Annotated in this window: 27 protein-coding genes; 22 read left to right on the top strand and 5 right to left on the bottom strand. The window is 43.9% G+C overall.

Annotated features, from left to right (window positions below; all coding sequences use genetic code 11):
- Nucleotides 1-723 precede the first annotated feature (723 nt).
- From coxB to A7985_RS19615, 4 genes are read left to right on the top strand one after another with little or no spacing between them, the layout of a single operon-like run.
- Entirely contained in the window at nucleotides 724-1,863 is a 1,140-nt protein-coding gene (gene coxB / locus A7985_RS19630) for a cytochrome c oxidase subunit II (RefSeq protein ID WP_065792191.1), read from the top strand.
- Nucleotides 1,863-3,452 carry a cytochrome c oxidase subunit I gene (gene ctaD, locus A7985_RS19625; protein ID WP_065792190.1) on the top strand — a complete coding sequence of 530 codons (1,590 nt, stop codon included), beginning with the start codon at nucleotides 1,863-1,865 and terminating at the stop codon, nucleotides 3,450-3,452. The genes coxB and ctaD overlap by 1 nt, the downstream gene beginning before the upstream one ends.
- Complete coding sequence (locus A7985_RS19620) at nucleotides 3,452-4,051, top strand: cytochrome c oxidase assembly protein (RefSeq protein ID WP_081310645.1); 600 nt, start codon at nucleotides 3,452-3,454, stop codon at nucleotides 4,049-4,051. Before ctaD ends, A7985_RS19620 begins: the two co-directional genes overlap by 1 nt.
- Nucleotides 4,044-4,919 (top strand): cytochrome c oxidase subunit 3, encoded by an 876-nt coding sequence (locus tag A7985_RS19615; protein WP_065792189.1) that lies wholly within the window; start codon nucleotides 4,044-4,046, stop codon nucleotides 4,917-4,919. The genes A7985_RS19620 and A7985_RS19615 overlap by 8 nt, the downstream gene beginning before the upstream one ends.
- Here A7985_RS19615 and A7985_RS25850 read toward each other — a convergent pair.
- Nucleotides 4,825-5,127, bottom strand: a complete 303-nt coding sequence (locus tag A7985_RS25850) for a DUF2909 domain-containing protein (RefSeq protein ID WP_081310644.1) — start codon at nucleotides 5,125-5,127, stop codon at nucleotides 4,825-4,827. The two genes, A7985_RS19615 and A7985_RS25850, sit on opposite strands and share 95 nt — an antisense overlap.
- 60 nt (nucleotides 5,128-5,187) lie before the next feature.
- On the opposite strand from A7985_RS25850, the gene A7985_RS19610 reads away from it, so the two are divergent.
- From A7985_RS19610 to A7985_RS19550, 13 genes are all read left to right on the top strand, one after another.
- A complete protein-coding gene (locus A7985_RS19610) occupies nucleotides 5,188-5,868 on the top strand; it encodes an SURF1 family protein (protein WP_256096815.1) in 681 nt (226 codons plus the stop codon).
- Complete coding sequence (locus A7985_RS19605; RefSeq protein WP_065792187.1) at nucleotides 5,861-6,337, top strand: hypothetical protein; 477 nt, start codon at nucleotides 5,861-5,863, stop codon at nucleotides 6,335-6,337. The genes A7985_RS19610 and A7985_RS19605 overlap by 8 nt, the downstream gene beginning before the upstream one ends.
- A 9-nt stretch (nucleotides 6,338-6,346) precedes the next feature.
- Nucleotides 6,347-7,342 (top strand): COX15/CtaA family protein, encoded by a 996-nt coding sequence (locus A7985_RS19600; protein WP_065792186.1) that lies wholly within the window; start codon nucleotides 6,347-6,349, stop codon nucleotides 7,340-7,342.
- Complete coding sequence (cyoE, locus tag A7985_RS19595) at nucleotides 7,339-8,244, top strand: heme o synthase (RefSeq protein ID WP_065792185.1); 906 nt, start codon at nucleotides 7,339-7,341, stop codon at nucleotides 8,242-8,244. Before A7985_RS19600 ends, cyoE begins: the two co-directional genes overlap by 4 nt.
- Nucleotides 8,244-8,846, top strand: a complete 603-nt coding sequence (locus A7985_RS19590; protein WP_065792184.1) for an SCO family protein — start codon at nucleotides 8,244-8,246, stop codon at nucleotides 8,844-8,846. Before cyoE ends, A7985_RS19590 begins: the two co-directional genes overlap by 1 nt.
- 131 nt (nucleotides 8,847-8,977) lie before the next feature.
- The gene (locus tag A7985_RS19585) at nucleotides 8,978-9,250 is read left to right on the top strand and encodes an STAS domain-containing protein (RefSeq protein WP_065792183.1); all 273 of its coding nucleotides are present in this window, start codon (nucleotides 8,978-8,980) and stop codon (nucleotides 9,248-9,250) included.
- Nucleotides 9,251-9,259: 9 nt separating this feature from the next.
- Complete coding sequence (locus tag A7985_RS19580) at nucleotides 9,260-9,622, top strand: response regulator (RefSeq protein ID WP_039607675.1); 363 nt, start codon at nucleotides 9,260-9,262, stop codon at nucleotides 9,620-9,622.
- Nucleotides 9,623-9,640: 18 nt separating this feature from the next.
- Entirely contained in the window at nucleotides 9,641-11,818 is a 2,178-nt protein-coding gene (locus tag A7985_RS19575; protein WP_065792182.1) for a chemotaxis protein CheA, read from the top strand.
- Nucleotides 11,815-12,321: a chemotaxis protein CheW gene (locus A7985_RS19570; RefSeq protein WP_063373349.1), complete on the top strand. Its 507-nt coding sequence runs from the start codon at nucleotides 11,815-11,817 to the stop codon at nucleotides 12,319-12,321. Before A7985_RS19575 ends, A7985_RS19570 begins: the two co-directional genes overlap by 4 nt.
- Nucleotides 12,322-12,333: 12 nt before the next feature.
- Nucleotides 12,334-15,057 carry a methyl-accepting chemotaxis protein gene (locus A7985_RS19565; RefSeq protein WP_065792181.1) on the top strand — a complete coding sequence of 908 codons (2,724 nt, stop codon included), beginning with the start codon at nucleotides 12,334-12,336 and terminating at the stop codon, nucleotides 15,055-15,057.
- 114 nt (nucleotides 15,058-15,171) lie between these two features.
- Nucleotides 15,172-15,996: a CheR family methyltransferase gene (locus A7985_RS19560; protein ID WP_065792180.1), complete on the top strand. Its 825-nt coding sequence runs from the start codon at nucleotides 15,172-15,174 to the stop codon at nucleotides 15,994-15,996.
- On the top strand, nucleotides 15,993-16,616 hold the full coding sequence (cheD, locus tag A7985_RS19555; protein ID WP_065792179.1) for a chemoreceptor glutamine deamidase CheD: 624 nt from the start codon (nucleotides 15,993-15,995) through the stop codon (nucleotides 16,614-16,616). The genes A7985_RS19560 and cheD overlap by 4 nt, the downstream gene beginning before the upstream one ends.
- Before the next feature lie 11 nt (nucleotides 16,617-16,627).
- Nucleotides 16,628-17,656 carry a protein-glutamate methylesterase/protein-glutamine glutaminase gene (locus tag A7985_RS19550; RefSeq protein ID WP_065792178.1) on the top strand — a complete coding sequence of 343 codons (1,029 nt, stop codon included), beginning with the start codon at nucleotides 16,628-16,630 and terminating at the stop codon, nucleotides 17,654-17,656.
- Nucleotides 17,657-17,665: 9 nt separating this feature from the next.
- On the opposite strand, the gene A7985_RS19545 is transcribed toward A7985_RS19550, so the two are convergent.
- Nucleotides 17,666-18,706: a polysaccharide deacetylase family protein gene (locus tag A7985_RS19545; protein ID WP_065792177.1), complete on the bottom strand. Its 1,041-nt coding sequence runs from the start codon at nucleotides 18,704-18,706 to the stop codon at nucleotides 17,666-17,668.
- Here A7985_RS19545 and dinF point away from each other — a divergent pair.
- On the top strand, nucleotides 18,671-20,002 hold the full coding sequence (dinF, locus tag A7985_RS19540) for an MATE family efflux transporter DinF (protein ID WP_081310643.1): 1,332 nt from the start codon (nucleotides 18,671-18,673) through the stop codon (nucleotides 20,000-20,002). The two genes, A7985_RS19545 and dinF, sit on opposite strands and share 36 nt — an antisense overlap.
- Here the strand turns inward: dinF and A7985_RS19535 are convergent.
- Together A7985_RS19535 and nfuA are read right to left on the bottom strand one after the other, a co-directional pair.
- Nucleotides 19,947-20,222, bottom strand: coding sequence for a hypothetical protein (locus tag A7985_RS19535; protein WP_065792176.1), 276 nt, complete (start codon nucleotides 20,220-20,222; stop codon nucleotides 19,947-19,949). The two genes, dinF and A7985_RS19535, sit on opposite strands and share 56 nt — an antisense overlap.
- 9 nt (nucleotides 20,223-20,231) lie before the next feature.
- Nucleotides 20,232-20,807 (bottom strand): Fe-S biogenesis protein NfuA, encoded by a 576-nt coding sequence (nfuA, locus tag A7985_RS19530; RefSeq protein WP_065792175.1) that lies wholly within the window; start codon nucleotides 20,805-20,807, stop codon nucleotides 20,232-20,234.
- Nucleotides 20,808-20,951: 144 nt separating this feature from the next.
- Here nfuA and A7985_RS19525 point away from each other — a divergent pair, with 144 nt between their 5' ends.
- A complete protein-coding gene (locus A7985_RS19525; RefSeq protein ID WP_065792174.1) occupies nucleotides 20,952-23,486 on the top strand; it encodes a M14 family zinc carboxypeptidase in 2,535 nt (844 codons plus the stop codon).
- Nucleotides 23,487-23,488: 2 nt separating this feature from the next.
- Here the strand turns inward: A7985_RS19525 and A7985_RS19520 are convergent, their stop codons facing one another.
- Complete coding sequence (locus A7985_RS19520) at nucleotides 23,489-24,166, bottom strand: ComF family protein (protein WP_065792320.1); 678 nt, start codon at nucleotides 24,164-24,166, stop codon at nucleotides 23,489-23,491.
- Between the two features lie 57 nt (nucleotides 24,167-24,223).
- Between A7985_RS19520 and bioH the strand changes: the two genes are divergently transcribed.
- The 3 genes from bioH (at nucleotide 24,224) to A7985_RS19505 (ending at nucleotide 26,287) form a co-directional block, all read left to right on the top strand.
- Nucleotides 24,224-24,961 (top strand): pimeloyl-ACP methyl ester esterase BioH, encoded by a 738-nt coding sequence (gene bioH, locus A7985_RS19515; RefSeq protein WP_065792173.1) that lies wholly within the window; start codon nucleotides 24,224-24,226, stop codon nucleotides 24,959-24,961.
- Between the two features lie 103 nt (nucleotides 24,962-25,064).
- Entirely contained in the window at nucleotides 25,065-25,373 is a 309-nt protein-coding gene (locus A7985_RS19510) for a hypothetical protein (RefSeq protein ID WP_065792172.1), read from the top strand.
- Between the two features lie 2 nt (nucleotides 25,374-25,375).
- A complete protein-coding gene (locus A7985_RS19505) occupies nucleotides 25,376-26,287 on the top strand; it encodes a putative metalloprotease CJM1_0395 family protein (protein WP_065792171.1) in 912 nt (303 codons plus the stop codon).
- Nucleotides 26,288-26,337 lie beyond the last annotated feature (50 nt).

Raw genomic sequence — 26,337 nt, 5'->3', positions numbered from 1 at the left:
TAATTTAATACAAGCATTTAAATCTATGTAAGCAGAATTTTAGTGAGTTAGATAGACTTGCTCATTCCATGGCCAATTACGCAGATTTAAATGCTGTTTAATGACGGGGTGTTGAGTTTTTACCTAAATTTGCGGTCTTTATGATTTCAAAAGAGGGTATTAAAGCGCAGTTTTAATTGCAATCGCCGTGTCATACAAACTCAAGGTGCTCAAATATGGTTTGGTGGTGTGCGCCTTGGCCGTCAAGTTTTAAAGTTGCCCAAGAGGGGGCTTTGGCGAAATATCCGCTTCACATCACTGTTATTTGAGCGCACTTTATTCGATGTACACTATGCGTGATAAGTGTTTAGACTCCTTGTTAAAAAAATGTTTTTTCGTCCCGTTTATGTTCGGGAAAAACACGCCTCTGATTTTAAAGATTACTAAATATTCTAAATTTGCAATTAATATATATTGTTTTGATTAATCAATATGATATGCACCATGCTACCCCTTCTATATCGATCTTAGTATCAAACAGGTGGGTTTTTTGTCCCCTAATGGGAACGGAATATTTTACCTAAATAAAACGCAATATTTACAGTGATAAAACTTGCAAGCTGGTTATTTCTTGACTAGTTGTTAAAGGAGTCATGCGGTAATGGCAATAAATTATGCCTTTTGACAGTCACCCAATAATAAAAATCCTTTGAGCACAGCTTGATAGGAAAGCGGAGACGCCACATGCATCTTTCTAAATTACAAGTTTTTGTTTATTCATTGTTTTTCAGTGTAAGTGCGATAGCCAGTGACTACAACTTGCGTCAGGGTGTGACTGATGTGAGTCATGAGGTCTACGAGCTTCACATGACCATTTTCCTGATATGTTGCGTTATCGGCGTAATCGTGTTTTCTGTGATGTTTTGGGCTTTGATACATCATCGAAAATCTAAAGGCGTCGAACCTGCACAGTTTCATGAGAGTACCAAGGTTGAGATATTCTGGACTGCGGTGCCTTTTCTTATTTTGGTGGTTATGGCAATTCCTGCGACGAAAACACTCATCGCCATGGAAGACACCAGTAAGTCTGATTTGACTATCAAAGTAACCGGATCTCAGTGGAAATGGCATTACGAGTATATGGGTCATGATGTCGACTTTTTCTCAGTTTTGTCCACGCCAAGAGAGCAAATCCAAAACCTCGAAGCCAAGCAAGAGCACTATCTACTAGAGGTAGATAAGCCACTCGTTATTCCCACTGATCGTAAGGTCCGGTTTTTACTGACATCTGATGATGTTATTCACTCTTGGTGGGTGCCAGACTTTGCGGTGAAAAAAGACGCAAACCCCGGGTTTATAAACGAAGCTTGGACACGGGTTAACGAAGAAGGTATTTACCGGGGTCAATGCGCTGAGTTGTGTGGCAAAGATCACGGCTTTATGCCGGTTGTGGTGGATGCGCGTAACCCGGAAGAGTTTGATGTATGGCTTGCCCAAGCGAAACAGGCTAAACAGCAAGCCGCGGCAGCTGAAGCGGCTTCTGCCAGTGCGACCTTGTCAAAAGATGAATTAATGGCTGAAGGAGAAAGGGTGTACATGGCCTATTGTGCGGCATGTCATCAGCCAACTGGCATGGGACTACCTGGTGTTTTTCCTGCGATGAAAGGAAGCCCGGTCGTAAAGGGTGAGTTAAATGCACACATTGATATTCTAATTAATGGTCGGCCTGGTACTGCTATGCAAGCATTTGGCAAGCAGCTTACTTTGACAGAAATCGCGGGGGTTATTACCTACAAGAGAAATAGTTGGGGAAATGATACTGGGGAAGTAATTCAACCAGGACAAATTCAAGCCTTTATCGATGCGACTGAGGAGAAAGAGTAATGTCTATTGCTGCAGAAGAACAACAAGCATCGCACGAGCATTCTCACGGCGCTCCTTCGGGATTAAAGCGTTGGTTATATACCACAAACCACAAAGATATTGGATCACTCTATTTGCTGTTTTCGCTGTTGATGTTTTTAACTGGCGGAGCCATGGCAATGGTGATACGTGCGGAGCTGTTTCAACCGGGCATGCAATTAGTCGATCCGCATTTTTTCAATCAAATGACAACAGTACATGGCCTTGTCATGGTATTTGGTGCTGTCATGCCTGCGTTTACAGGTTTAGCAAACTGGATGATCCCGATGATGATTGGTGCGCCTGATATGGCGTTGCCAAGAATGAATAACTGGAGCTTTTGGATCTTACCTTTTGCGTTCGCGATTTTATTGATGTCGTTATTTATGGAAGGTGGTGGCCCTGCATTTGGATGGACGTTCTATGCACCGCTTTCCACAACCTACAGTAATGACAATACGGCACTTTTTGTTTTTGCCGTACATATCATGGGGATCAGCTCTATCATGGGTGCGATTAATGTCATTGTGACTATCGTGAATATGCGCGCACCGGGTATGACATGGATGAAGCTGCCACTTTTTGTTTGGACATGGCTAATCACAGCGTTTCTACTGATTGCCGTGATGCCAGTGTTGGCGGGCGCAGTCACCATGGTGTTAACTGATAAATATTTTGGCACCAGTTTTTTTGACGCCGCCGGTGGTGGTGATCCTGTGATGTTCCAACATATTTTCTGGTTCTTCGGTCACCCTGAAGTGTACATCATGATTCTTCCTGCATTTGGTATTATCTCTACAATTGTTCCAACATTCTCCCGCAAAAAGCTATTTGGTTATGCGTCTATGGTTTACGCGACGTCGTCAATCGCCTTGCTGTCTTTTGTTGTGTGGGCTCACCATATGTTTACGACAGGGATGCCGCTAGCAGGCGAACTCTTCTTTATGTATGCCACGATGTTGATTTCAGTGCCTACTGGCGTAAAAGTGTTTAACTGGGTTGCCACAATGTGGCGCGGCGCCATCAGTTTTGAAATTCCAATGATGTTTGCTATTGCATTCATTGTCCTATTTACTTTAGGTGGCTTTTCCGGACTCATGTTGGCGATCACGCCCGCTGACTTTCAGTATCACGATACTTACTTTGTCGTTGCTCATTTTCACTATGTACTCGTCACTGGCGCTGTGTTTTCTATTATGGCAGCTGCCTATTATTGGTTACCTAAATGGACGGGCAATATGTACAGCGAAAAGCTAGCGCAGTGGCATTTTTGGATGTCACTCATTAGTGTGAATGTGCTGTTCTTTCCTATGCACTTTGTTGGCTTAGCTGGCATGCCAAGGCGTATTCCCGATTATGCATTACAGTTCGCTGATTTTAACGCCATCATAAGCGTAGGTGGGTTTGTATTTGGACTGTCTCAACTTCTATTTGTCGCCGTTGTATTCAAGTGCATTCGCGGTGGTGAGTCTGTACCCAATAAAGTCTGGGATGGCGCTGAAGGTTTAGAGTGGGAGGTTGCCTCACCCGCGCCATATCACACGTTTTCTAAGCCACCTAAGGTAGACTAATGCATACGCCATTAATTAAAAAACTCGTCTTAGCGGTACTTGGTATGTTTGCCTTTGCGTTTGCGCTGGTACCGCTATATGACGTGTTTTGTGATATCACTGGGCTGAATGGCAAAGTTGATCTGGTTGTTGCTGAACAAAGCGAAAGCGTCGATGCGTCTAGAGTCGTCGATGTCAGTTTTACAACACATGCTAAAAGTAGTGCGCCATTTAGTGTTGAAGCTCAGCAGTATTCTGTCACTGTGCAACCGGGCAAGTTATCAGAAGTAGAGTTTGTCGCCCGCAATCTGAGCGATAGTGCTCGAATTATGCAAGCCATTCCCTCCGTCTCTCCTGGCCAAGCGGCAAAATACTTACATAAGCTAGCCTGTTTCTGCTTCGATCAACAAAGTTTACAGGCAAATCAAACGGTGAAGTTTACGCTGCGCTTTTATGTCGATACAGAACTGCCTGCGGACGTACAAGAGTTAACGTTGTCCTACACTTTGTATGACATTACAGACAGCATAGCCACTTCAAATCTAAAGCAAAAAAATGCGCCTGATCAGCTGGTGCACATAGCTGAACACGTTTACCTGCGAGGTCACGAAAATGGATAAGAGTTATCAAACTTATTATGTGCCAGAGCAAAGCCCATGGCCAATTGTAGGCGCTATCGCCATGTTTCTTATTGCGGTAGGGGCAGGCCTTACTGTCATGCAGTTAAATAGTGAATCCAGTTATGGCGCTTGGGTATTATTTGCCGGTATTGGGGTACTCATAGCAATGATTGTCGGGTGGTTTAGGCATGTAATTGATGAGTCTATGAGTGGTTTATACTCCGAACAGATGGACCGCTCGTTTAGACAGGGGATGGGGTGGTTTATATTCTCCGAAGTGATGTTTTTTGCGGCATTCTTTGGTGCGCTGTTTTACGTTCGAATGTTTGCGGTACCTTGGCTTGGCGGCAGTAGTAACAATTTAATGACCAACGAAGTTTTATGGCCCAGTTTTGAAGCTGTTTGGCCGTTATTGGTTACGCCAAACGGCGATGTCACTCAGGCCATGCCTTGGCATGGTCTACCGCTGATCAACACGATCATTCTACTCACTTCTTCTGTCACCTTGCACTTTGCACACACTGCTATTGAGCGCGATGAGCGCACTAAACTGACAGTATTTTTGGGCGTTACGATTTTGTTAGGCTTCATCTTTCTTGGCTTGCAAGTCGAAGAGTATATTCATGCTTATCAGGAATTAGGGCTCAAACTCAACTCCGGAATTTATGGTAATACCTTCTTTATGCTGACTGGCTTTCATGGCATGCATGTGACACTTGGCGCAATAATTTTGTTGATCGTTTGGCTACGCATTATCAGAGGCCATTTAGACTCTAATCAACACTTTGCGTTTCAGGCTGCTGCTTGGTACTGGCATTTTGTTGATGTGGTATGGCTGTGTTTGTTTGTGTTTGTGTACGTATTGTAGAGGAGTCGAAGCGGTTGGGTTTTATCAGTCCAAATTGGCTGGATAGTGAGATGAATAAAACAACCGCTAATGAAAAGAGTACGCGCTTGCCAAGCATTTTTGACATGTTTTTGGAGGTTTCTTGCCCTTTTAGCATGGCGAAAAGGGCTCTAAATAAGTGGTAGAGAATAATAAGAAGTAGTGCAGTAATAATCCATTTTATTAGCATGAGGGTTCTGTCATCCGCCTGTTTAAAAAAAAGACTAGTACAGTTCTGACTATTTTGGCAGTGACAATTGTGGTTTCTGTGTGTTTTAGGTTGTCATATTGGCAATGGCAGCGAGCTCAGGAAAAACAGGGATATTTGACACAAATTGCCATGCGTAGTGACAGCCAGTGGTGGGGAGCAGCTACTGAACCAGAATTGTTGCAAGGCGCTAATGCCACGGTAAGTGGGCATATTGATAGCACAAGATGGTGGCTATTAGACAACCAAGTGGTTGAAGGCAAAGTGGGTTACGATCTGATTGTATTATTTTTACCCGAAGGGCGTACTGAGTTTCACGCGCTTAACTTGGGCTTTATCGCAGGCGGTCAAGACCGTAAGCAGTTACCTGTTTTTGAATTACCTACAGGCAAAATCACGGTAAATGTAGAGTTTAAAATAGGTGAGTGGTCAGGCTTTACGCTGGCGACGACACCAAATCAAAGCGCACATCATGACAATGTTTTGCAGTATCTAGATCATGCATTTTTTAGTCTAGATGCAGGGTATCAGATTTCTCCGTTGCTAATGATTGCAAAGCAAGCCGTTTTCTCGGCCGTGGAGCCACATTACCAAGCGGTTGTAATGAGTCCTGATAAACATCGAGCCTATGCATTGCAATGGTTACTGATTGGCATTTCAGCTGGTGTAATCGCATTTTTTGCTTGTCGACATAAAAATCTGGGGAGTAGTCATTATGAATAAAACATTAGGGTTGTTTATAGGGTGCTTTCTCTTACCTGTAGCTGCCGCAATTGCTGTCTTGAAATTTGATTTAGCGCCTACGTCAACGACTAATCACGGCCGCTTTTTGGAGCAAGAAGTCGTACTGCCTATCAAAGCAGACGATAAAATGTGGAGTATTGTGCTTAATTTACCTGAACAGTGCGATACCTCTTGTGAGGTACAAAGAAAAAATGCGGAGCAATTGAAAGTCGCCTTGGGTAAACACAGCCAAAAAGTATCCGTTGTCCTGTTCGAAAATGAAGCCGCGCCTTCAAAACACCATGGTAGGCAGTCCAAGTTAGTGCCTGCTGCTTTTTACTTAGTTGATAAACATGGCCTTGTTGTCCTTGAGTATCTATATCAACCGGATCCTGAATCAAATCGTTTGGTACTTAAGGGTTTGCTAAAGGATATGAAGAAACTTCTTAACTATGCACGTTCAAAATAAGGAGGGAGTATGTCGCATGTATTTCACCGCGCGATCACATTTGCCTGCATATTGGCGATGTGTGTTGTTGTTCTAGGAGCTTATACTCGGTTGAGTAATGCTGGACTTGGCTGTCCAGATTGGCCCGGTTGCTATGGCTTTTTAACTGTTCCTAATGAGTTACACGAGATAACAGCAGCGAAAATCGAGTTTCCAAGCAGTAATCTCGAGCCAAGAAAAGCATGGATAGAAATGATCCATCGCTATTTTGCAGGGGGGTTAGCCCTTGTTGTGTTATTCATCTTCGTCGTGATTGTCCGCTCGAATCAGCGTCATGCTCCCAAATTACTGGCTGCAAGCTTGTTACTCATGATTTGCTTTCAAGCGCTTTTGGGCATGTGGACAGTCACATTAAACTTGCAACCCTTCGTGGTGATGGGGCACCTCCTAGGGGGGTTTACAATTTTGTCCCTACTGACATTAATCTATCTAAGGACTGAAAGGAAAGACATTGGCTATGAAAACACTGCCCCGACTTGTTTAAAAGCTGGGATTGCCTGTTTATGTGTGCTGATTTTTCAAATTGCCTTGGGAGGGTGGCTTGCTGCAAATTATGCAGCACCACATTGCACAGGGTTACCACTTTGCTCAAACGGCGAGTTATTCTCTTGGAGCAGCTTATTGAAAATACCAGAGCCGGCGAGTACGTACGAATATGGAGTGTTGCCTTTTGAAACGCGCTTGTCTATTCATCTGGTGCATCGTATTTGGGCTGCGGTCACTGTTTTGGCAATTGTCATGTTTGCGTTTTTAGTCCACGTAAAGATACAACAATTGATGATTCGTCGCGCAGCGAACCTAGTTATGGCGTTGGTACTGATACAAGTGGCTATTGGTGCCATTATTGTTCATTTTAAATTTCCCATTCTTTTAACTTTATTTCATAACTTAATGGCAGCATTGCTGTTACTTGCGTTAGTTCGAGTTTGCTATTTTCTTGGTCGAGCGAAAAAGGTGTTGTTATGAGCATTCAGGGGGAGAAATATTTCACTTTGGTATCCGAACTGCCTAAGAGTATCGAAGCTTACTTAGGTATTTGTAAACTGAAAGTCGTGTTTATGCTGGTACTGACAGCATGGGTGGGCATTATCTTAGCGCCCGATGCAGGGCGTACTGCCGTCACTCAATTTTTTAGTTTGCTCGGAATTGGACTCGTTTCTGCGGCGGCAGCAGCAATTAACCATGTTGTTGACCAAGAGCGAGATCAGAAAATGGCACGAACGCGGCATCGGCCTCTGGTGCAACAGCAATTAACCTCATTTCAAGCGTCTATCTTTGCCGCATGTATTGGCCTGAGTGGGGTTGGTCTATTACTTATATTTAGCAACTGGTTATGTGCAGCGCTGACAGTCAGCGCATTATTTGGATATGCGGTAGTTTATTCAGTGTTTTTAAAACACATGACACCGCAAAATATTGTTATTGGTGGGTTGGCGGGCGCAATGCCGCCTTTACTTGGCTGGGTAAGTGAATCAGGTGTCATGAGCGCAGAACCGTGGTTGTTGGTGATGATTATATTCACATGGACCCCCCCACATTTTTGGGCGCTTGCGATAGCCAGGAAAAAAGACTACGAGCGAGCGCACATTCCAATGTTACCTGTCACCCATGGCGTGAAGTTTACTAAGCTATGTATGCTCATTTATGCAGCTTTGTTAATGCTAGTGTGTTTACTGCCGTTTTTAATAGGTATGTCTAGCTGGGTATATTTGATTATATCTAGTTTGTTAAATGTATTTTTTGTGCAAAAAATAATCTACTTATATTTTGAATCAAAGTCAGAGTCTGCAATGCAAGTTTTTCGTTTTTCGATTACCTATTTACTGTTACTCTTTGTTGTATTATTCGTCGATAAGCTGGTTTTGTAATGCGTTTGATATTACTGTTTATTCTCGTTGGTATATTGGCGGCTTGTAGGTCTGAGGAAGCGGTTTCGGAATTGACGGTCCACTACCCAGAGCCGAAGATACTTAAGCCGTTTGAACTGCTTGACCAGCACGATAGAATCGTTTCCAACAAGGATTTGTTAGGGCGCTGGAACCTACTGTTTCTCGGCTACACCAGCTGCCCAGATATCTGTCCAATGACACTTTCAAAACTTACCCATATAAATACTAAAATCAGTGAATTGGCAGATTCTCAGGTGTGGTTTGTATCCGTGGATCCACATCGAGATACCAGCGAAAAGCGTCTGGATTATGTCAGTTATTTTGACAAGGCTTTTATAGCCGCAACTCAACAGCATAAGCAGCTATTTCCGTTTGTCAGGGATATCGGGCTAATCTATGCGATCAATGACCGAGGAGGTGCGGATTATTACGTTGATCATAGTGCTTCAATCGCATTAATTAATCCATTAGGAAAGCTCGAAGCTATATTTAAACCAGAGTTTAAACAAGGCCAGGTACCGAATATCAACGCTGAGAAAATGGTGCAAGACTTTAAAATAATATTGGAACAAAGCAAGTAATTACACAGAAACGCAAGATCCTATTCTAAATACATAATCTTTTTATTTCTTTTGCTAAGATTTTTGGCAATTTCATCATCAACGACTAATCTATTCTTATCTATAACTTTTACAGGGAATGTGCCAAGCGCATGATTAAACTTCCTTCAGAGTTAGCAATTAACAAAGTTGAAGAACTGCATCAGCAGTTTGTTCAAGAGTTAGAAACGGGGCAGCCAATTTGTATCGACATCAATGATGTCAGCAAAGTAGATACAGCGACTATTCAAATGCTATGTGCGCTGCAAAAACGTTTAATTAATTCAGATCAACAGATAACTTGGCATGGTGAAAGCCCGGTCTTATTTGAGTCTGTTGAGCAACTTGGTTTAACCGATATTTTATCCTTTAGCAGTAAGATTTAAGAGGTCAATATGAAAAAGATTTTAGCTGTGGATGATTCTGCTTCGATGAGACAAATGGTTGGGTTTACTCTTAAAAAAGCAGGGTTTGATGTCACAGAGGCAAAGGACGGTAGCGAAGCGCTAAACCTTGCAAAGCAGCAAGGATTCGACGCCGTGATCTCAGATGTAAACATGCCTGTGATGGATGGGATTACCCTAATAAGAGAGCTGCGTAACCTACCAAACTACAAATTTACGCCTTTGCTAATGTTAACGACCGAATCAGGTCTTGATAAAAAAAGCGAAGGGAAAGCCGCTGGTGCAACTGGTTGGATAGTGAAACCCTTCAACCCGGATCAATTATTAGCTGTATTGAAAAAAGTCATCCGCTAGTACCAAAGAGGTATAGGCATGAGTATAGATTTAAGTCAGTTTTTTGATGTGTTCTTCGAAGAGAGCTTTGAAGGCTTGGATGCCATGGAGGCAGAACTTCTTAATCTTGAACCAGGTAAAGAAGACTCTGAAACCATTAACACCATATTTAGAGCTGCTCACTCTATCAAAGGCGGCAGTGGAACATTTGGGTTTGTGTCTGTTTCTGATTTTACTCATGTACTAGAAACACTACTTGACCAAATTCGTGATGGGCAGAGAGTTTTAACGGCTGAGCACGTTAATTTGTTACTTAAATCGGTAGATTGTGTACGTGGTCTGCTCAGTGCTTTGCAAGCAGAAGAGGAGCCTGATTTAAGTGAATCACATGAACTCAAAGCACGGTTTGAAGCGATATTAGGGGGAGAAGAATCTCCTGTTGAAGAGGTGGCCGCCACGGTAGTTGAAAGTGAGGCATTGCAGAGTACAACCTATCAGATTGAGTTCAAGCCAGAGCCTCATTTATTCAAAACCGGAAATGAGCCACTTTACATGTTTTCAGAGTTGGCTGAATTGGGCGAACTAGAAGTCAGTGCGTTCCATGATGCAATTCCTGATTTCTTGGAGTTCGACCCTGAAGACTGTTTCCTGCATTGGCGTTTCTTTTTAACAACTACTCGAGAAGAGCAGGCGATAGCCGAGATTTTTGAATGGGTTGAAGATGATGCTGAAATCAAAATAGAAGCTTGTGGCGGTTTGTTCGATGACGAACCCGTGCAAACACCTGCTGCTCAACACGGAAGTAATGAAGGCAACTCGAGCCAAAATGACAGTTCGGCCGAAATCGCTGGTGAAAGTTCTGGCGCTACTGAAGTAACAAAGCCCGATGCTGAGGCGGAAAAAGCGCAACAAACATTGGCCTCAGTTCAACAAAAAGTTGAAACCGTTAAAAGTACCAAGGCTGAGAGCAGAAAGTCGAGTGATTCTGGCGCAACTTCCATAAGGGTGGGAATTGATAAGGTCGACTCACTAATAAATATGGTGGGTGAGTTAGTAATTACGCAAGCGATGTTAAGCCAAATTGGCGATCAAGATATTACTGAATCCAGTATTGCGGCATTACAGGAAGGACTTACCCAGCTGGCCCATAACACGCGCGATCTGCAAGAGAATGTAATGCGGATCAGGATGCTTCCGATAAGCTTCGTATTTAGCCGCTTCCCTCGTTTGGTGAGAGACACATCCCAAAAATTAAATAAGCAAGTCGAACTAAAACTTGTCGGGGAGCAAACTGAGCTGGATAAAACCGTTATGGAAAAGCTCTCGGATCCTATGGTGCACTTGGTGAGAAACTCGCTCGATCATGGACTCGAAACCCCCGAAGATAGAATTGCCAATGGCAAAGATCCGGTAGGGACCGTGACACTTAATGCATTTCATCAAGGCGGAAATATTGTCATAGAAATCATGGATGACGGAAAAGGGTTAGATACAGATAAAATTCGTAGCAAGGCGATTGCGAACGGGTTAATTCAAGAGTCCGATGAGCTCAGCGTAGAAGAAATTAATGAGCTCATTTTTATGCCTGGCTTTTCGACCGCCGACAGTGTTAGTGATATTTCAGGTCGTGGTGTAGGAATGGATGTTGTAAGGCGAAACATCCAAGCATTGAACGGTTCTGTTGAAGTGACATCCAAGCAAGGCGTCGGCTCCACATTTACTATTCGCTTGCCATTAACACTCGCTATATTAGATGGCCAATTGGTTCAAGTGGCTGCGCATACTTATATTATTCCGCTGATTTCTATTGTCGAATCGCTGCAAATTGATATTTCAAAGGTGAGTAAAGTCGGCAAAGGATTAGAAGTGTTACGGCTACGGGATGAATACATCCCTATTCTGCGATTGTACGATATTTTTAGTCATCAAGGCGCGAGAGAAGAGTTAGATAAAACGCTGTTAGTTGTTGTTGAAAGTGATAATTACAAAATTGGCTTATTGGTTGACGACCTATTGGCACAGCAGCAAGTGGTTATTAAGAGTTTAGAGGCAAATTATCAGAAAGTTGATGGCATTTCTGGTGCAACTATTTTGGGAGACGGCACCGTTTCTCTGATCATTGATATTAGTGGCTTAATCAAGTTAAGTGGATTGCGCCGCCCGGGATCTACAGAGCTGTTAGTGGATTTGAAAGGCGAGGAGGCTGAACCTGCATGATTGATCAAGTAGGCGTAAATCAACAGTTGATGTTCGATGGAGAGTCGGACGAAAAGCAGTTTTTAACTTTTATGATGCATGATGAAGAGTACGGCATGGACATACTAGCCGTGCAAGAAATAAGGGGCTGGGAACCAGTTACTACGATCCCCAACTCCCCTAACTTTGTGCGTGGTGCAATGAATTTACGAGGCACCATAGTGCCGATCATTGATTTGCGCATGCGGTTTGGCATTGACGCGATTGAGTATGGACCGCTCACCGTCGTGATTGTCGTTTCGGTGCAAATAAAAGATCAGCAAAAAATAATGGGGCTAGTAGTGGATGCTGTATCAGATGTATATAGCATTGCCGAAGAGAAAGCGAAGGATGTACCCGACTTTCAAGATTCTGACAATGCATACTTTGTTCATGGTCTAGTCAATGTAGGGCAAAAAATGGTTGTGCTTTTAAATCTAGAAAAGGTTTTAGATTTGAGTGATAAGAGTGGACTCAAAGGCTAATTGGGGGTCGAAATGAGTGAACAGAGTATCCAAAGCAGTATTAATAACAAGATCTTAATTACCGGGGTCATACTGGTTGTTAGTGTCATTCTTGGTGCTCAGCTGGGACAGGCTGAATCCGAACAAATGCGTATGTTATCTTTCGTTGTGCCTTTGCTAGGCATTGCAGCGGCGTTGATATTTATGAAACAAGGGTTGTCTGCCTTTACTCTGCAATTAGCTACTGTTTACAGTGCTTTACCCATCATTCAGGCTCGCAGTGAAGAGCAGCTCGGGCAAGTGGATTTTTCGGGGTTTCCGCAACTATTTAGAGCTTTGTCTACTCGTGAAAGCGAGGAAGTTCATCAAGATGATCATACCCAGAGTTTGTTGCTGGCGTTAAAAGGGTGTCAAGCCAATATTATGGTTGCGGACAGTGAGCATAATATTGTTTATATGAATGACTCGGTGACCAGCATGCTTCGGAAGAACGAACATCAACTCCGTCAAGAGTTACCAAACTTCAATGTGGCAACCACAATTGGTACTAACATCGACATGTTCCATGCGAACCCAAGTCACCAACGCAATTTGTTAGCTAATTTGCGCGATGTGTACAAGACACAAATCACGGTCGCTGGGCTAACTTTTGATCTTATCGCCACACCGGTATTTGACGAAGATAATAATCGTATCGCAACGCTGGTTGAGTGGGGAGACCTGACTCAGCAACTCGCCATTGAGAAAAAGCAAAAAGATGAAGCTGCGAAAAATGCACGTATCTCCAGTGCATTGAATGTATGCCAAGCTAACGTCATGTTGGCGGACGATGATTATAACATCGTCTACATAAATGAATCTGTTACCCAGATGCTCAGAAAAAATCAGGCCAAGCTGCAAGAGGCCCTCCCGCGTTTTAATGTGGATGATCTCATTGGTCAAAATATCGATATATTCCATGCAAACCCCGCACATCAAAGAAATTTACTTAACAGCATGACTGGTACGTACAATACCGATATTCAAGTCGCTGGATTTACTTTTGGATTAATTGCTACGCCGGTGCAAGACTCTGAGGGCCGTCGTATAGGGACAGTGGTTGAATGGGAAGATAAAACCGAGCGGTTAGAACGGGAGCGAGAAGCGCAGTCAGCTGCCAACGAAAACCTCAGAGTACGTAGAGCTTTAGACAACGTGGCAACCAATACCATGATTGCTGACTCGCACTTCAATATCGTCTATATGAATGAATCTGTTGTAGAGATGATGAAAAATGCGGAACGAGACATTCGTCAGGACTTGCCTAACTTTGATTGCGGCAAGCTGATGGGGGCGAACATTGATGTGTTCCACAAAAACCCCGCGCATCAACGCAATATGGTGACCAATTTAACCAGTACCTATAAGACAGAGATTCAAGTGGGTGGCCGTACCTTTGGCTTGGTTGCTAACCCGATTATCGCTGCAGATGGTGAGCGTATTGGTACGGTTGTGGAGTGGGAAGATAGAACCGATGAAGTGGCCATTGAATCTGAGGTGAATGAGCTCGTAGAGTCTGCTCGTTCAGGTAATTTATCAGCAAGATTGAACGAAAATGATAAAGAAGGATTTTATTTACGCTTAGCCCAAGGGTTAAATGGCCTTGTGTCTATTGTTGACGATGCTGTGTCAGACACCGTAAATATGCTTGACGCCCTAGCGAATGGCGATTTAACGCAGCGTATTAATGCAAACTACAACGGTGCATTTGATAAGCTCAAACAAGATGCGAATACCACTGCTGATAAGCTAACTGAGGTGCTAAACCGGATCAGTTCTTCGGCTGCTATGGTTGCCAGTGGTGCTGAGGAGATTTCTCAAGGCAATGCTGACTTGAGCCAAAGAACAGAAGAGCAGGCGTCGTCACTTGAAGAAACAGCTTCAAGTATGGAAGAAATGACAAGCACAGTAAGGCAAAATGCAGACAATGCGAAAGTCGCCAATGAACTGGCCTCAGAGACCAGTGAAAAAGCTGTGGCTGGAGGCGAGGTTGTTAACCGAGCTGTTGCAAGCATGTCTGAGATCAATGAATCAAGTAAGAAAATAGCCGATATTATTAGTGTCATTGATGAAATTGCATTTCAAACTAACCTACTTGCGCTCAATGCTGCTGTTGAGGCTGCAAGAGCGGGCGAGCAAGGTCGAGGTTTTGCCGTTGTAGCAGGTGAGGTACGGAATTTGGCGCAGCGCTCAGCGGGTGCGGCAAAAGAAATCAAAGACTTGATCAGAGACAGTGTGGGCAAAGTAGAAGATGGCACATTATTGGTTAATGAATCTGGCTCGACACTAAAAGAAATTGTCGAAGCGGTAAAACGTGTGACGGAGATGATTTCGGATATAGCAGAGGCGTCTGAAGAGCAGAGCTCGGGTATTGAGCAAGTGAATAAAGCGGTTGCTCAAATGGATGAAATGACTCAGCAAAATGCAGCATTAGTAGAAGAGGCTTCTGCGGCTGGGGAGTCTATGGCCGAGCAAGCGAATGATATGAGAAGGCTGTTGAATTTCTTCAATGTGGGTGAATCTAGTGGCAGTAGTGGACTTTCTGAAGTGGCGAGTATATCCACTGAGCGCTTAAGTAAACCGCAACCGCCATCTAGCAATACTGCGAGCATTAAGCTGCCGAGTGCCTCGTCTAATGGCGCAGTAGATATGGGTCGTAGCAAGTCAGAAGCCGCGAATCGTTTTGCGGATGATTCAGATGAATGGGAAGAGTTCTAGAGTCCACATATAAAGTGATGAGAGAGGGAAGTGCTCACTTCCCTTTAACTTTGCAGTTAAGCGCTCGTTATCAATTCCTGATTATAAAGTGAACTATTTTAAAAGTGTGCTCGTATGAAAGAATTTCCATTCACGGATAAGGACTTTCAGAATATTTCTGACAGAGTTTATAACGCCTGCGGTATTGTCCTTGGGCCCCACAAGCGAGAAATGGTGTATTCGCGCTTAGCTAGGCGCATAAGAGCAAACGGACTACGCACCTTTGAAGAATATTTAAGTTATTTAGATAATAGTGGCGAGCAAGAGTTCAGTCACTTTATTAATGCAATTACAACTAACCTTACGTCATTCTTTAGAGAGGCCCACCATTTCGAATTTTTAAAGACTGGGTTGGTCGAGCGCATAAAGTCTGACAATCGGATGTCAAAGCGTGTCAGAATTTGGTCAGCAGGCTGCTCTACAGGGGAGGAGCCTTATAGTATAGCAATGACAATTGCGGATGAATTCCCGAGTGATTGGGATGTTAAGGTACTCGCCACAGACTTAGACTCGAATGTGTTGCAAAAAGCGTCGGAAGGCACATACAACAGCACGTCGGTCACCGGGTTAGAAGAGAGTCACTTAAGAAAGTGGTTTTTAAAAAGCAGTGATGGCAGCCAATATCGTGTGAAAGACAAATTAAAAGAAATTATTTATTTCAAGCGCTTAAATTTACTAGAGCCTTGGCCAATGCGAGGCCCTTTTGATTTGATATTTTGTAGAAATGTGCTGATTTATTTCGATAAAGAAACGAAAGATAACCTTTTCAAGGGATACCACGATTTACTCGATAAAACACATGGGCACCTTTTTATCGGCCACTCAGAAACAATGAGTAAAGAGCGGACTGATTTTAAGAATTTAGGCAAAACAATGTATAAGAGGATCGATGCAGCATGAATCAGTTTAGACCGGTGATCCGGGGCTTTGAGCATGTTAAACGGTTTTGGGATGCAGGTCGTAGCAAAGTAGTCGCAAAAGTGCTGCCAGGTGAGTTTTACGTGTCTAAAAACGATGAGCTTATTTCTACTGTATTGGGGTCGTGTATTGCAGCCTGTGTGTACGATGAAAAACTGGGTATTGGCGGCATGAACCATTTTATGTTGCCAGGTGCACAAAATATGAAGGAAATAACAAACGTACATACTGATGACTTTAATTGCCGATATGGGAACTGGGCAATGGAGTATTTGATAAACGAAGTTCTGAAAAATGGGGCGAGTAGAGACAACCTAAAGGTCAAGCTATTCGGCGGTGGGAAGATAATCAGCGCGATGACTGACATTGGCGTTGGTAATATCCGTTTTGCTCACGCTTATGTAGAAGAAGAAAATCTGAACTTAGTCTCTCATGATGTTGGCGGGCCTTGGCCTCGCAAGGTCGTTTTTCACCCTCAATCGGGCACCGCCAAAGTGAAAAAGCTACGGCAAATGCACAATGATACAATTGAAAAGCGCGAAGTTAAGTACCTCCATGACATCGAAATGCAAGATGCCCAAACTGACATTGAATTATTTTAGAGTAATGGCACATGATTAAGGTACTTATCGTCGATGATTCTCCTTTACTGCGAGCGGTGCTTAAAGCCGTGTTAGAACAAGCAGGAGATATACAAGTTGTAGGGGCTGCAAAAGATCCCTACGAAGCGAGAGATATGATTAAAGTGACTCAACCCGATGTGTTGACGCTTGATATCGAAATGCCAAAAATGAATGGCTTAAGCTTCCTAAAGAACTTAATGAGGTTAAGGCCAATGCCAGTCGTGATGTTGTCGACGCTCACTCAAAAAGGCTCGCCTGAAACACTTGAGGCTTTAGAGGTTGGGGCCGTTGACTTTATTGCAAAGCCCATGACAAATGTTGCCGAGCAACTCGAAGCCTATGCGGATATTTTATACCAAAAAATCCGCACGGCGAGTCGTGCCCGAGTCAGAGCATTTAAACCTGCTAAAGAGAATGCCGAAAAAGCGGCCAGTGGAGACACTAAATACAAAAGCAATAATATCATTGCGATAGGAGCCTCTACTGGGGGCACTGAAGCATTACGAGAAGTGCTCACAAAGATGCCTAGCAACTGTCCGCCAGTGGTGATCACTCAGCATATCCCCCCCGTATTTAGCGCATCCTTTGCACAGCGAATGGACAGGTGTTGCTCAGTGTCTGTGAAAGAAGCTGAAGATGGAGATGTGCTTGGTGAAGGAAGAGTGTTTATTGCGCCCGGGGATAAGCATTTACTTGTTGCTCAACAAGGTGGCAAGTTAGTATGCCAGCTGAATGATGGGGACAAAGTTAATCGTCATAAGCCAGCAGTAGATGTACTATTTGATTCTCTGTTGCCTGTAGCAAAACAGGTGCATGCGGCGCTACTCACAGGTATGGGCAGCGATGGTGCACAAGGTCTTCTGAGACTAAAAGAAGGCGGTGCTAACACCTTTGCGCAAGACGAGGCATCTTGCGTAGTGTGGGGAATGCCTCGTGCTGCGGTTGAATTGAATGCAGCCAACAAAGTGGTGTCTTTGGATAATATGGCAATTAACTTGCTGAAATCAGCAAGCCGTTGACCTGCTATGTTATTGAATGACCCAAGGCTGTGAAAACCAGTAAAAGTGGCCCTTATGGGTTTTGGATGGTGCTGTACAGTTATACCTAGAGCGTCCATTGGGCAACGCCTTTGGGGAGGTCACTTGTACTTCTGTTTTGTTCTTCCAAGTTAGCGTCGCTCTACCCACACCTGAAACAAAACATGCAAACTGACTTTGATAGAAATCCATCTCTTTGAATGAGAGAGTAAATGATGGTGTGCGTTCGGTTGTGACCGAGTTTATATAACTCAATTTATCAATCGCAAAAGGCAGTGATTTAATTTTCACCTTCAAGGTCTTTAAATTGCTATAAATGCCAGATGCAGGAAAGCGCGGTACACGCGTAAAGTCAGTGGTTACACCTACTGCACCAGAGTGCTGTCCAATACCAACTAACCCCAATTCTTTAACAAGTGCCTGTACCGAGTTGTCGAATTCTCCATATGGATATGCGATATAGGGGTAGTTATGACCGACTTCAGCAGCAATTCGCTGTTGTGACCAGGTTAGATCCGTTTTAACTCTCTCTTTCCATTGTGCTTGTGATTCGCCTTGTTGGCGAAGGTGCAAGTAATCATGTTTAGCACTGTGGTTGGCAATGAGTGCCCCTCGTTTTGACAGGGCTCTGAGTTCAGCCCAAGTCATTACATAATTTTGCCCCTCATCAATGAGTTTAGGATTAACAAAAATCGTATAGGGGAAATTATAAGCTTCAAGAAGCGGCGCGGCGGCCTCAATATTGTTGTCATAGCCATCATCAAAGGTGATAGCAACGGTGTTAATGGGTAAAGGTTTACCGGCTCTTAATTGTTCAATAAATTTGTCTAGCGCAATGACGTTATAGTTGCCTGATTTTAAATACTCCAAATGAGATTTAAATGTATCGGCGCTGACACTTGTCACCGGTGGGAGTTTCTCACTGACGTGATGATACTGTAATATAGTCGCACTTTGCGCCGAGGCGCTGACTAACCCAATTAACAGAACTAAATTATGAAGCTTTTTCATTACCTGCGTACACCTTATCATATTCCACTACTTACTCTCGCAGCGCCGATGATTTTATCAAATATTTCGGTTCCACTGTTAGGGTTAGTTGATACTGCTGTTATTGGACACTTAAGTCACGCTCATTTTCTCGCTGGTATTGCTCTTGGTTCTGGGAGTATCGCACTGTTATTCTGGCTCGCGAGCTTTTTACGCATGAGTACGACAGGAGAAATTGCCCAAGCTTATGGTGAAAGAAATCAGACAAGGGCATTACAATCGTTGTTTGCAAGTCTTACTCTCGCGCTGATTTTCGCGTTAACTCTCGTTGTCTTATCTCCCTTACTATTGCAGCTTATAGAGCAATTGGCTAACCCAACACCGCAAGTAATGGAGCAAGCGAGCATTTACTTTTCGACTCGAATCTACAGTGCACCAGCGGCAATGATGAATCTGGTATTGTTGGGGTTTATGTTGGGTCTACAATACGGCAAAGGACCATTTTATGTTGTTTTGTTTACCAACTTAGTCAACATTGTGCTGGATTTAATTTTTGTGATTGGCTTCGAGTGGGGAGTGGCTGGGGCCGCTTGGGCCTCGGTTATTGCCGATTACAGTGCGCTCATATTGGCATGTGTACTGACTTTACAATTGCTTCGACGAAAAGGCTGGCAATTTTCAATATTAACCCCAGATCGAACGCAGGTTTTGCATTTGCTGTCACTGAACAAAGATATTTTTATTCGCTCTTTGGTTTTGCAACTCTGCTTTAGCTTTATGACGTTTTATGGTGCGCGGTTGGGTGACAATACATTGGCCGCTAACGCAGTTCTACTTAACTTTTTAATGCTAGTGAGCTTTGCTTTGGATGGTATCGCGTATGCTGCTGAAGCAAAAGTGGGTCAATCCAAAGGCGAGAAAAATGTCACTAAACTTAAGGCATGGGTTAATGTAAGTGTATTTTGGGGAAGTGTATTTGCGCTACTTTACTGCGTGATTTTCGCAGTATTTGGAGAGTTAATAATTACTTCATTGACGAGTATCCCGAGTGTGATCGAAACGGCGACCAGCTATCTACCTTGGCTTGTTGTCTTGCCCATTATTGCGATGAGTTGCTTCTTGTTTGATGGCGTTTTTGTCGGACTAACAAGAGCAAGAGAAATGCGCAATAGCATGATAATCTCAGCGGTATGCGGGTTTTTCTTGCCCTTTTTAATCATGAAAGATCTTGGTAATCACGCGTTGTGGCTGTCTATGACCTGTTTTATGGCGTTGCGTGGTATTACTTTGATTTATCGTTATCGAAAGCTCGTCGGGCAGCAAGCCTTGCTGAAATAACTTGCGAAAAGCGATTTGCAAAGATACCGAGATAACCATATCCAGCGATGCCTAATGCCGGAAATAGCACAGCTAAACCAGCCATTCGCCAAGCTGGATCATGGTAATTACTCAGCGCAAATAGCCCCATTGCACATACAAAAAGACCAATGCCGGTGAAAAAAAACTTCAGGCTGCGCTTGGGGTTTGAGCCCAAGCGATAAACTAATTGTGTGAACATCTCAAAATCTTAATAATAAGAGTGGTCGCCACGCGCGTGCTCAGTGATATCACGTACGCCAGTAATTTCTTCAAACTTGGCAACCATTTCTTTTTCGATGCCTTCTTTTAGCGTGACGTCGATCATTGAGCAGCCGTTACAACCCCCACCAAACTGCAGTACTGCGATGCCCTCATCCGTGATTTCTACAAGACTTACCTGACCACCATGGTTTGCCAGTTGTGGATTGACATCAGTCACTAGCATGTGTTCAACACGCTCTTCTAGTGAAGCATCATCTTTAAGTTTTTTCGCTTTTGCATTCGGTGCCTTCAAAGTCAGTTGGCTACCCATTTTGTCCGTTACAAAATCGATTTCAGCTTCATCTAAAAATGGTGCGCTCTCTTCGTCAACAATGGCATCAAATCCATTAAAGTTAAATCTAAGATCTGTGTCTTCAACCGCATCGGCAGGGCAATACGATACGCCACACTCAGCTTGTGCAGTTCCTGGGTTGACAACAAATACTCGAATACTGGTGCCCTCAGCTTGATCGCTGAGAAGTTTCGCAAAATGTGTTTGTGCGGTTTCTGAAATTGTGATCATAATCTGGCTATACTTGACTAAATTACTCGGTTACTCCCTATGATACCCCCCTCATCTTATTGTAGCTAGTGTTGGGCGTAAAAATTTGCTGCTAAACAGTGCGTCTTGGTAGCGTAAGGGTAAGATTAAAAAGACGGAGTTGATATGAGAATCACCTTGTTCTTACTTGGGTTTTTGATATTTCAAAGCCAAGCTAAGCCACTAAGTTACTATTTTTCTGCGGACATCGAATTTGATCAAAGCATCACAAAACCGAGTGAAGTACTTGGGTATGAAGTGGGTGAATGGCATGTTAGGCATGATCAGCTGGTAAGTTACCTGACATTGCTTGCACAACAAAGTCCTAGAATGAGCATTTCAACAATTGGCTTTAGCCATGAACGTCGACCTTTGCTATTACTTGCTGTCACCACTGCTAAAAACCAAGATAAGCTAGAACAAATACGGCAAGACCATCTAGCGAGCCTAAGCGTCAGTAAGGATCGCAGTGCAGCGCCCAATATTATTTGGATGGGATACAGTGTTCATGGTAATGAACCGTCAGGGAGTAATGCCGCATTGTTGTTGGCTTACTACTTAGCCGCAGCACAAGGCGATGAGATCAATAACCTGTTAGAGAACAACGTTATCCTACTAGACCCAGCATTAAACCCTGATGGGTTAGCTAGGTTTGCCCACTGGGCGAACAGTAACAGAGGGAAGACGTTATCTGCAGATCCGGCCAGCCGTGAACATGTTGAGGCATGGCCATCGTCACGTACCAATCACTATTGGTTTGACCTTAATCGTGATTGGTTGTTACTTCAACACCCAGAATCCAAAGCGCGTGTGGCGCAGTTTCACCATTGGAAGCCAACGGTGTTGACAGATTTTCATGAAATGGGTACCAACAGTAGCTACTTCTTTCAACCCGGTATTCCCAGTCGGACTCACCCAATTACACCACCACAAAACCAAGCATTAACCCATAAATTAGCCGAGTATCATGCAGAGATACTGGACAGAGAAAAGCAATTATATTTCACTCAAGAAAGTTTTGATGACTTTTATGTCGGCAAAGGGTCAACGTATCCCGATATTAATGGGGCAGTTGGGATTCTATTCGAACAAGCGAGTAGTCGGGGTCATGTACAAGAGTCAATCAATGGAGACTTACACTTCCACCGCACGATAAAAAACCAGCTGCTGACGTCTTTATCCACATTCAAAGGGGCATTGAAGCATAAAGAGGCATTACTGGATTACCAACAAACATTTTACCTTGATGCGCTCAAGCTTGCTGACAAAGAGGATGTGAAAGGGTATGTGGTCGCCAAAGGTAACGATATATCTCGGTTTGAATCATTTGTTAAGTTATTAAGCCACCACCAAATAAATGCTTACGAGATAACAAAAGCAGTGAAAGTGGCCGGCAGAACTTATCAAATTGGTGATATTTTTGTGCCTTTAACACAGTCTCAGTATCGCCTTATTAAAGCCGTTTTTTCAACGCAGACAAACTTTGAAGACAATACTTTCTACGACGTATCTGGGTGGACTTTACCTCATGCATTTGATTTAAGTTTTGCGCCCATCAAAAGTCGTTGGGGACTAAAAGTTGCGACAAATCCAATAAAAATAGAACCGCCAACGCTTAATAAAGCAGTCCAAACAGGGGCATACGCCTATGCATTTTCTTGGGACGACTATTTGGCACCAAAGCTGTTAAATCGGCTGCTTGGAGCCGGCATTGAGGCGCGGGTGGCTTTGCAGTCATTCTCAGCGCGAACGCACCAAGGCGAACTAACTTTTTCATCAGGCACGGTGGTTATTCCAGCTGGTGTGCAAAGTAATAAAAATTGGCCGAGTGTGTTAATTGAGATAGTGACGCAATCGTCGATAGATGTGTTTGCGATTCGCAGCGGCTTAACCGCTCAGGGCATTGATTTGGGTTCAAGATTAATGATGCCATTGAAACAGCCGAAGGTGCTGCTGGTGGGGGGAGAAGGAACCAGTCAGTATGAAGTGGGGGAAATGTGGTACCACCTAGATAGGCACGTCGGTATCGCACCAACTCTCATTGAGCAGCGCCGTCTATCAAGAGCCAACTTGGCTCGATACACACACATAATTATGGTAGATGGCAACTACCGAGGTTTGAGTAAGGCGACTAAGGCTGCTGTTTTATCCTGGGTGAAAAAAGGAGGCGTGATCTGGGGACACAAGCGCGGTGCACAGTGGTTAATTGATCAGCAGATACTGAATGTTGAAACAATTTCTAAAAAGGAAATGCGAGCGCAATTTGAGACACAAGGCATGCCATTTTCAGCGCGTGAAGAGCTTGCTGCTAAACAGCGTATTGCAGGTGCGATATTCAACACACGTGCAGACCTTTCTCACCCACTCGCATTTGGTCTGGAAGATGAAATCTTACCTGTTTTCAAAAATAGTACTTGGGTGATGAAGCAAACTGGTCGGCCATTTACAAGTGTTCTAAAGTATACGAGCAATCCCTTATTATCTGGATATGCAGATCAGCGCAATGTAAATCAGATAGCGGCCTCTAGTGTGTTAATTGCAGATGAGTACGGCAAAGGCGTGGTGATTGCTATGACCGATAACCCAGTTTTCAGGGGGTATTGGTACGGTACGAGCAAGCTAATTAACAACGCTTTGTTTTTTGCCCATGCGGTAAAGTAAGCTTAAGTTTCCGTCAAGCAGGTTGTGAATGCCCACACTTGGGACGCGCCTGCTTCTTTGCACAGTGCTGATATGTGATTGAGGGTTGCCCCCGTTGTCATCACATCGTCAATAAGAAGAATGCGTTTGTGCATCAAGCTGTGTTTGAGGTAGTAAGCCTTTTTGGCGCTTTGTTTTCTTGCCTGTTTTCGCATTGTTACTTGTGAAGGAGCTGCGTGCTTTCCTAGTACATTGATAATCGGTAAGTGTGCCCGTTCAAGTAATGGTGCCCAAGTTTGGTAGACCTGATTATACCCTCTAAAGATGAGTCGGGTTTTTGCTACGGGCACCAGTATGCAAGCATCTATACCGACTTTGTTTACAAAGTCTAAGTGATGCCAATGTTTTGCAATAACTTGGCGAAGTATCTTCATGGCCACTCGGCTGTTGTTGTATTTTACCTGTTTTAACCACCCTGCTAACGCGCCTTGATACCAGCCGCATGCGGATAATCCGTCGCAATGTGGTAAGTGAAACATGCGACTAATGTCCGGTCGGGAAAATAAGTTAGTTTCTGAGTGGGTGAACAGTGGTAATGATGCGTGGCAAATATGGCATAACCCAGTTTCGTCAATGGGTGTTTGGCACATTTGGCAGTGTGTTGGAAACAGTCCCTTTCTTAAAGTGAGTCGTAGTGACATTGCTTTCATTCCCTGAATCGCTATCATAGCGCTAATTTTGGCTCTAGGTTTAAAAATATGCAAAATGAAGTTGTGCTGTTGCACGGTTGGGGAATGAACAAGCAAGTTTGGCAATTAATAGAAACAGAGCTTGCCGCAGAACTAAAGCGACCAGTACGAGCTTTAAATCTCCCAGGGTTTGGTGGTGAGGCATTGCCGGAAACACATTATGATTTGGATGCCATTGTTGAAAGTATCGATACATTTATTCAACCCAATAGTATCGTGATTGGGTGGTCGCTAGGTGGATTAGTTGCGACAAGACTGGCTGCAACGAGGCCAGATAAAGTGGCACACCTTGTTTTAGTCGCCTCAAATGTTCAGTTCTGTGAGTCAGACATATGGCCGGGCATTAAGCCTGACGTGCTCGCACAATTTAAAGTCCAGCTAGCCAAAGATAGCCGTAAAACAATCGAACGTTTTTTAGCGATACAAGCAATGGGCAGCGAACATGCCAAAGCAGACATCAAACAAATTAAGGCGCTTTTACTGCAAGCACCAGAGCCAGCAGGTACGGCATTGAGTGCAGGGTTAGATATTTTACAAAGCACCGATCTAAGGCATGAATTTAGTAAACTAACATGTCCAATAACCGGTGTTTTCGGCCGACTGGATGCCCTTGTTCCCGCACAAGTTGTGGACGAATTGAGCTGGCTAAATGGCGCTTTTACGCATAAAATTCTACCAAAAGCATCACATGCACCGTTTATTTCCCATCGTCAGGAATTTATTACTTACCTAAAATCAGTCCTTTAAAAGTTAATCCGGTAAAAGGCGGCAATTTTTTGCCGCCTTGACTTTATTTTGGACATATTATGAGCAATAATTACCTTAGTGAAATTGTAATTAGGAGTACGTTATGCCTATCGGAGACGTTCTTAACGCTGGCGTTGAAGGCTTTAATCGAGCGCAACAAAATATTGAGCGAGCGACAGCTGATATAAACCGTGCCACCGTTGATCAGCAAAGCGATGAGCAATTAGCTCAGCAACGTCAACTACAGGCAGCGCGACCTGAAGAAGCGGTTACAGCACCAGTGTCTCAGCCTCCCAGAATTGACGAATCATTGGTGAATTTGAGAGTTGAAGAGTTCAACGCGAAAGCAAACGCACAAACTATTCAGACAGCAGATGAAGTGCTTGGTACTTTAGTTGATATCAAAGTGTAGGAATGAATATAGTTACGCCACAACCGGCGATAAACTTAAACACTGCAAACGTCTATACCGAAACGGCTAGGCGCGATAACGAGCTGCGTGAGGTTATCCCAAAACCTGCGGCAGTTGCGCCTCCAGCTACAGAAAACAAATCCCTTCAAGATAATGACAAGTCTCGTAGTACGCAAGACGACAGTCAAGATACCTATGACTCAACAGGCCAGCTCAAAGAAAATAAAACCATAAAAGAAGGTAACGAAGAGGAAACCGCAGAGCAGCAAGGCCAAGAGCGCAACGAAGAAGAAGTTGACGAGCGAGAACAGGCCCAACAAGAGCAAGACGAGCAACAAATCATGGAGCTCAAAGACAGGGATCGTGAGGTACGCTTACATGAGCAAGCCCATGCAAGGGTTGGGGGTCAATATGCAGGCGCGCCGAGCTATGAATACCAACGCGGACCTGATGGTAATAACTATGCGGTAGGCGGTCAGGTAATGATTGATGTGGCGCCCATTGAAGGGGATCCACAGCAAACCATCGAAAAAATGCAAACAGTCAGAGCGGCGGCGTTAGCACCAGCAGAGCCTTCAGGCGCAGATCGTGCCATTGCTGCTGATGCCACCTCAAAAATAGCGACAGCGCAAGCGGAACTCGCGAAGCAATCTATTAGTGGCGATGAAGAAAGTAGTGATTCTCCAAGACGAGTGCAAGGATTTCAAAATCGTCGATTAACAGAAGAAGGCACAGCGCAATCTGAACAGCCCGTTTTAGAACGAAAACGCCTTCAACAGGAAGCTGACCCATTTGCTGTGGCTTTACCGATAGAGAGAGATCCTGAAATTGAGTCAAGGGCATTAAGAGTTGAAGGCTTTTATAATCAAGTAGCCTCCCCTACGAGTGTTGCACAGCTGTCAGTGACGGTCTGACTCGTAGTTAATTAAAAAGGAAGGCGAGCCTTCCTTTTTCACGTCAGATG

Origin of the sequence: Pseudoalteromonas luteoviolacea (genome assembly GCF_001696455.1) — a bacterium.
Lineage (GTDB): Bacteria > Pseudomonadota > Gammaproteobacteria > Enterobacterales > Alteromonadaceae > Pseudoalteromonas > Pseudoalteromonas luteoviolacea_C.
This window is presented reverse-complemented; position numbering and strand designations above follow the sequence as displayed.